Genomic DNA, 6,347 nt, shown 5'->3' with positions numbered 1-6,347 from the left:
AAGAGCAACTGGCTACGAAAGCGTTTTACGTTCGGGATGGCTACTTCAAGAATGTAGATGCCTGTATTTTCTGAAGCCGCATAATCCATACCCAGTCTGGCCATCACGCCGTGGCTGCTGTAGGTATAGTTATTCTGCAACTGCACCGATGAGTTCAGGACTCCATTGGCGTCATAAAATGTCCGATCATACCCATCATTCGAATAGTTGCCGTCTTTGTTATAGCCGATACTCCCGAACAGATTGAGTTTTTTGTGATTGTAATTCAGGTTGATCACATCATTACTTCGACTTGTAACACCCTGGCTATAAGCAGCCGAGACACTTCCCGTAAAACCCAGTACGCGAGTCCGTTTCAATCGAATATTAATGATCGAACTCCCGGCCGCGTCGTATTTGGCGGGCGGGTTCGTCATCAGTTCCAGTTTATCCAAAGAGCCGCCCGGCAGGGATTTCAAATAAGCCGCCAAATCCTGCCCCGACATATAGGTAGGCCGACCATCGATCAGGACCAGTACACCCGTTTTTCCGTTCAGGCTGATTGATCCGTCGGTGTCTATCGTTACGCCGGGCGTTTTTTCCAGTACTTCCAGCGTATTGCTACTGGCGCTACCAATCATCGCATCTACATTCACAATTGTTTTATCAATATCCTGCTCGATCATCGGACGTTTGGCCACTACAGTTACCTCTTTCAGTGTTGTTTTTGACGGACTTAGGATAAATACAGGCAAGTCGATAATTGGATGCTGGTCGTCAATGGTTATCGTTCCGCTTCGGTAGTCGTTATTCCCAACGCTTGTTATCTGTATCCGATAGCTGCTGTTTATGAGGTTTTTAAAGGAAAATTTCCCGCTGCTGTTGGTTAGCTCACCCAGTGCCTGCGTCGAGTCAGTCAGGCTGATCAGGCGAACGGTGGCACCCGGCACGGGTTCATTCTGGAGATCCTTCACAAGCCCATTGATGAGCTTAGTTTGCGCTTGGGCGGATAATGAAATCGCCACAATAAAGTAGAGAATAAATAGCAAAACAGGTCGCATGGTGTAACGTTTTAGAGCCCGGCTCCATAAGATGATGAGCAAATATTGGCGGGTTGGGTGGGCTCAAAAACTAATTATGTTGAACAACAGGCTTGACCTGACAGAATCAGGATTTGGGATGTCGAACCGATTCGTAATCGTTTACCGGGATTTCGTCAGCTATTTTTACGTGTCCGTCCTGGACGTTTAGTGGTATCAATTTGTGTGCTCAGCTTTGTACCTCCCAATCCAGACAGTGATCGTGAAAAAACAACAAACCACCGGTATAAACGAGCTAACCGAATTACAGAAGCATGCGCTCATCTGGGTGCTTTCTGCCATTCCAATCTATCTGATCATCAATTTGTATACGGAAACGGTAGTGGAGAGAGACGATGAAGAAGCGGCCCTGGCTGGCACATTTCTTTGTCTGGTTGGCATTTATTTTGGTCGATACCTGGCGTACTTGTGGATACCCGCCAACAAAAAGGTTCCCAGTTGGCTATTAGTCTTTTTACCTCTACTACTGACAGGCTTCGCGTTTGTGGTTGCGCAGTTTGCCAACAGTTTACGTAATCATTCGGACCAGTTAATGTTTGTCATCTTTCTGATCATACCGTTCTTTCTCTTTTGCGTACTAAGCGGCCTTTTCCTTAAACTAATCCGCACACGAATTAATAGCCAGTTGTACGAAGCCAAAGCCCAGGCAGAACAAAGTCAGAGTGAACTCCATTTACTGCAATCGCAGTTGAGTCCGCATTTTTTGTTCAATACGTTGAATAATCTGTACGGGCTTTCAATTTCGCAGCCGGATAAAACGCCAACGCTTCTATTGAAACTCGCCGACTTATTACGGTACTCTGTATACGACTCCAAAGAGTTGTTCGTCCCCTTAACCGATGAGCTGGCGTATATTAACAATTACATCGAATTTGAGAAAATACGCATTGGCAATCGGCTGGACTTAACAACGTCGATAGAAAATGGGATCGATCCGACTTTCAAGATTGCCCCAATGCTCTTGATCGTCTTTATTGAAAATGCGTTTAAGCATTCGAAGAATACACTCGATCAGAAAATAATAGTTGATATTCAGGTAAAAGTATGGGCAAATTCAATTCTGTTTTCCGTAAAAAACTCATTTGGCCCTGCCGATAACAAGCAGGAGACGCTGGAAAAAAGCAGTGGCCTTGGGCTTGCTAACGTGAAGAAGCGACTTGAGTTATTATATCCTACTATGCATGACCTGACCATTCAGGAGAAGGATGGATTTTATACGGTGTTATTGCAACTTCGGACAAAGTAAATTTATTCAACACAGAGCCACAGAGTTATTATGAGAAATTGTATAAGCTTTCCCTATTTATTTTTTTGTCATTCCGACGCCAGGAGGAATCTCAAGCTTGATTTACAAGGGGCTTTGAGATTCCTCCTGGCGTCGGAATGACAAAAAAACCCCTACCTCTGTGCCCCTATGCTTAAAAACATAAAATGAAGACTGTCAACTGTTTAATTGTCGATGATGAGCCCATTGCAAGGGAGATTATACAAACGTATTGCAATCATCTGCCCATTCTGAACGTGGTTGCTTCCTGCGACAATGCCATAGCTGCCAAAGCTGAATTGCATAAGCAGCCCGTCGATATTCTATTTCTAGACATCAACATGCCCATTCTGAACGGCATAGCATTTTTAAAAACGCTCAAAAATCAACCACAGGTCATTTTCACAACGGCCTATAAAGAATACGCGCTGGATGCTTTCGATTTATCGGCCTGTGATTATTTACTAAAACCCTTTTCACTAGAACGATTTATTGTTGCCGTCGATAAAGCGCTGGAGCGTTTGCAAGCTCATTCAACACCAAGTCCGGCAGCTATTCCAGAGAAGTCCGAAGCCTACACATTTATTAAAACCGACGGTAAAATCTATAAACTAGTACATGAGGATTTACTATTTGCGGAAGCCAATGGGAATTACACAAAAATCACTACCTCGCAGACTACATTCATGCCAAGCATGACGTTTTCGAGTTTTGTCAATCTGCTTCCCAGTAACCTGTTCCTTCGTGTACACCGCTCGTTTATCGTCAACAAATCAAAAATTACCCATATCGAAGGCAATCGGATTTTTATCGACAAAACCGAAATCCCGATTGGCAGTAATTATAGAGAAGAGTTCCTGAGAGAGCTAGGATTGTAGATGGACTCCCTTTTAAACGCAAAGGGCGCAAAGGTGAACACAAAGAACGCTAAGTATAAAGATAAAAACTTTGCGTTCTTTGCGCTCACCTTTGCGCCCCTTGCGTTTAAAATTCTTAATTGGCGATGATCAACTCGATTTCGTTATCATGAAACACCTGCTTGTGCTTCTCCTCAATGCCCGCATCGGTGATGATGTAATCGATCAATGATAAAGCACCTAAACTGGCGAATGCGCTCTTGCCCATCTTGGTCGAATCAGCGACTAAATAAGTCGTGTCGGCGGCATCGATCATCGCTTTCTTAACAACTAAATCGCTGAGGCTTGGATAGGTTAGACCAGCCTTGAGTGAAATCCCCGCCGTAGCCAGAAAGAGCTTCTGCACGTTAATACCTTTAAAGAAATCGGCGGCTTTTTGACCGGTCAGCGATAAGGTTGGTGGTTTAAACTCACCACCGGTCACAATCAGCTCGATACCTGGTTCAGCCCCCAAAATCAGGGCAATGTTCAGCGCATTGGTAATGACCGTGAGGTTCTTGTAACCGCGGAGTTTCTTGGCTATTTCGGTTGTTGTCGAGCCCGAATCCAGAATGATGCTATCACCGCTTTCAATGAATTCCAGGCACTTAGCGGCAATCAGCTCTTTTTTGTCGATATTTTCCTGGTTACCAAGGGATACCGTTCTGACCTGATCTTCAACGTTTTTCAGGTAGGCACCCCCATGTTCTTTGGTCACCAGCCCATCCTTTTCCAGTTTTTCGAGGTCCTGACGTATCGTCACCTCCGTTACCTTAAAGATTCTCGCCAGATCGACCACCTTGGCTGAGCCATCCTCCTTCAATAATTCGAGTATTTTATCCCGACGCTGATTCGGTAGCATACTATTTTTCTTTTCTGAATCAGCCAAAAGTAAGTAAAAGTATAATATTCGTTGCTATAGATACTAAACGAAAGCAATCGATAAGAAGCAAAAATGGGCTCGGCATCTGCTTAAGTCATTCAACTAAGTAGCTAATTCACTAAACATCAGTCAGCTCGAACAAGTATAATTATATCCTAGAAAACTAATATCGCTAAGAGTGTGGGGTAAAATATCAAAACTTTGTCTTAGAATCAGCACATTTTAAAACGCACCCTATCCATCAATCAATTAGTAGCTAAACGGTTCTGAAACTACCTTGCCAATAGCGTAGTTCCGGACCAAGCCAAGCTGGCAATTGTCTACTTAAGGCCCAATACGCTTACGTTAGTTCAGTTTTCATTTAGGTACAAAAAGCTTTAGCATCCGTAACAATGGTACATGAACAGGAAGAGAAAGACGAGTTTTCTTTCGAAAAAGAGCCCATAAGTATCTCAAAAGATCTGCCAGAAACCAAAGTTTTTTCTGATGAGTATTTTATAAAGGCCTGTTTCACCAATTCACCCAAAGAAGGGTTTGAGCTACTTTTTCGAAAGTACTATACGAACCTGTGTAACCATGCTATCCGCTATGTCTATTCAAAAGAAATCGCCGAAGATATTGTCGCTGAAGTATTTACAAATTTCTGGAACAACAAAATCCATGAGAGTATAACGACTTCCTTCAGATCATACTTATACATTTCAGTAAAAAACAGAGCGAATAATTATATAAAGCTGGAATTAAATCGTAACACAAATTTTGATAATTATTCGGTCGATAGCCAAACCAGCAACACGGTTCCTGTACTACAACCGAATGAAATTACCCATTTCCATGAGCTTAGTCAAAAATTGGACATAGCTATTCAACACCTTCCACAACAAGCAAGGCGTGCTTTTCAATTAAACAGACTGGAAGGAAAAAAATATAGCGAAGTTGCAACAGAAATGGAACTCACAGTAAGCGCTGTTGAGCGGCTTATTAGTAGAGCTTTAGCAAAGATCCGAGAAGAATTAAAATCACAATATATATTAAATATTGTTTTAGTCTATTTATTTTATTAACGCACCAATCAACCTGAATTTTAAATAAGCTTATCATGAAACCAATCTTAACAAAAAAAATAATATTCGATTATTTTGATGGAAAGACAACATCCATACAGCATAAATTTATTGAAGAATGGCTTAGTGATCCAGAAAATAAAGAGTTATTTTTTCAATATTTAGATGAATGGGAACAGACACACCCTCAGTACATTTTTAACATTGATAGCGGCTTAAAAAAAGTATATCAGAATATAGCAAATCCAGTAAACGAAACCAGAGAAGTTGTCATACCTTCAGAAAGTAGGAACTTCTACGTCTATTTCCAATGGGTAGCGGCTGCAGCCATTGTGTTAACGTTTGTCTGGGTAGGTTGGTTACGGCTCAACAGACCGGATTTTATTTCGTATAACCAACTCGTAAAAAATACCAAAGCACAAACGGGTGAAATTTATGAAAAAGAAAATTTCACAACTAAACCCATGCTGATCAACCTGCCCGATAAGAGTTCAATAATTTTACAGCCAAAAAGTAAAATTTGCTACTCACCCAAACAGTATAATAAAACAAAGCGAGAAGTTATCCTATCAGGCGAGGCCTTTTTTGAGGTACAGAAAAACTCAAAGATACCTTTCTTCGTGTACACGAATGAACTAATAACTAAAGTTTTAGGTACTAGCTTTTCGGTTAAAACCCAGCCTAAAACATCTGAAATAGAAGTAATTGTTAAGACGGGAAAGGTTGCCGTCTTCCTGCAATACGATCGGGATAAAGATCAAAAATTAGAAAGTAATACGCTCAATGGATTCATTTTAAATCCAAACGAAAAAGTAAAAGTAAATCGTAATAAGTATAAAATCGACAAGCCAGTCATTGTCGATCAATCTCAACTTGAACTTCCCATTCAACGATTTACATTCAATTTCGATGATACACCGGCTATCGAAGTGTTGAAGGTGCTAGAAAAAGCCTATAGCATCGACATTGTTTATAACAAAGAAAAACTGGCTCATTGTCGGCTAACGGCGCACCTGTCGGATGAGCCTCTTTCAGAAAAATTAGAATTAATCTGCACGGCTTTAGAGGCAAGTTATCAGGAACTCGACAATCAAATAATTTTAAAATCAAATGGGTGCAGGTAAGTACTCGAAGCCTGCATTATTCTTCCTCTTTTTTCCT

Annotated in this window: 6 protein-coding genes; 4 read left to right on the top strand and 2 right to left on the bottom strand. The window is 41.4% G+C overall.

The window, feature by feature from the left end; translation table 11 throughout:
- The coding region (locus ACYVGO_RS34300; protein WP_460973240.1) for a carboxypeptidase regulatory-like domain-containing protein at positions 1 to 1,040 on the bottom strand (1,040 nt) is incomplete at its 3' end.
- A 241-nt stretch (positions 1,041 to 1,281) separates the two neighbouring features.
- Here ACYVGO_RS34300 and ACYVGO_RS34295 point away from each other — a divergent pair.
- Together ACYVGO_RS34295 and ACYVGO_RS34290 are read left to right on the top strand one after the other, a co-directional pair.
- Positions 1,282 to 2,325 carry a sensor histidine kinase gene (locus tag ACYVGO_RS34295; RefSeq protein ID WP_460973239.1) on the top strand — a complete coding sequence of 348 codons (1,044 nt, stop codon included), beginning with the start codon at positions 1,282 to 1,284 and terminating at the stop codon, positions 2,323 to 2,325.
- Between the two features lie 185 nt (positions 2,326 to 2,510).
- Complete coding sequence (locus tag ACYVGO_RS34290) at positions 2,511 to 3,221, top strand: LytR/AlgR family response regulator transcription factor (protein ID WP_460973238.1); 711 nt, start codon at positions 2,511 to 2,513, stop codon at positions 3,219 to 3,221.
- Between the two features lie 115 nt (positions 3,222 to 3,336).
- Here the strand turns inward: ACYVGO_RS34290 and ACYVGO_RS34285 are convergent, their stop codons facing one another.
- Positions 3,337 to 4,101, bottom strand: a complete 765-nt coding sequence (locus tag ACYVGO_RS34285) for a DeoR/GlpR family DNA-binding transcription regulator (RefSeq protein ID WP_460973237.1) — start codon at positions 4,099 to 4,101, stop codon at positions 3,337 to 3,339.
- Between the two features lie 413 nt (positions 4,102 to 4,514).
- On the opposite strand from ACYVGO_RS34285, the gene ACYVGO_RS34280 reads away from it, so the two are divergent.
- Both ACYVGO_RS34280 and ACYVGO_RS34275 read left to right on the top strand, forming a co-directional pair.
- Entirely contained in the window at positions 4,515 to 5,186 is a 672-nt protein-coding gene (locus ACYVGO_RS34280) for an RNA polymerase sigma-70 factor (protein ID WP_460973236.1), read from the top strand.
- A 35-nt stretch (positions 5,187 to 5,221) separates the two neighbouring features.
- Positions 5,222 to 6,310, top strand: a complete 1,089-nt coding sequence (locus ACYVGO_RS34275; protein WP_460973235.1) for a FecR family protein — start codon at positions 5,222 to 5,224, stop codon at positions 6,308 to 6,310.
- Positions 6,311 to 6,347: the final 37 nt, after the last annotated feature.

The organism is Spirosoma migulaei (assembly GCF_054776855.1).
Note: the sequence above shows the minus strand (reverse complement) of the source record. Positions and strands in the feature narration are given on the sequence as shown.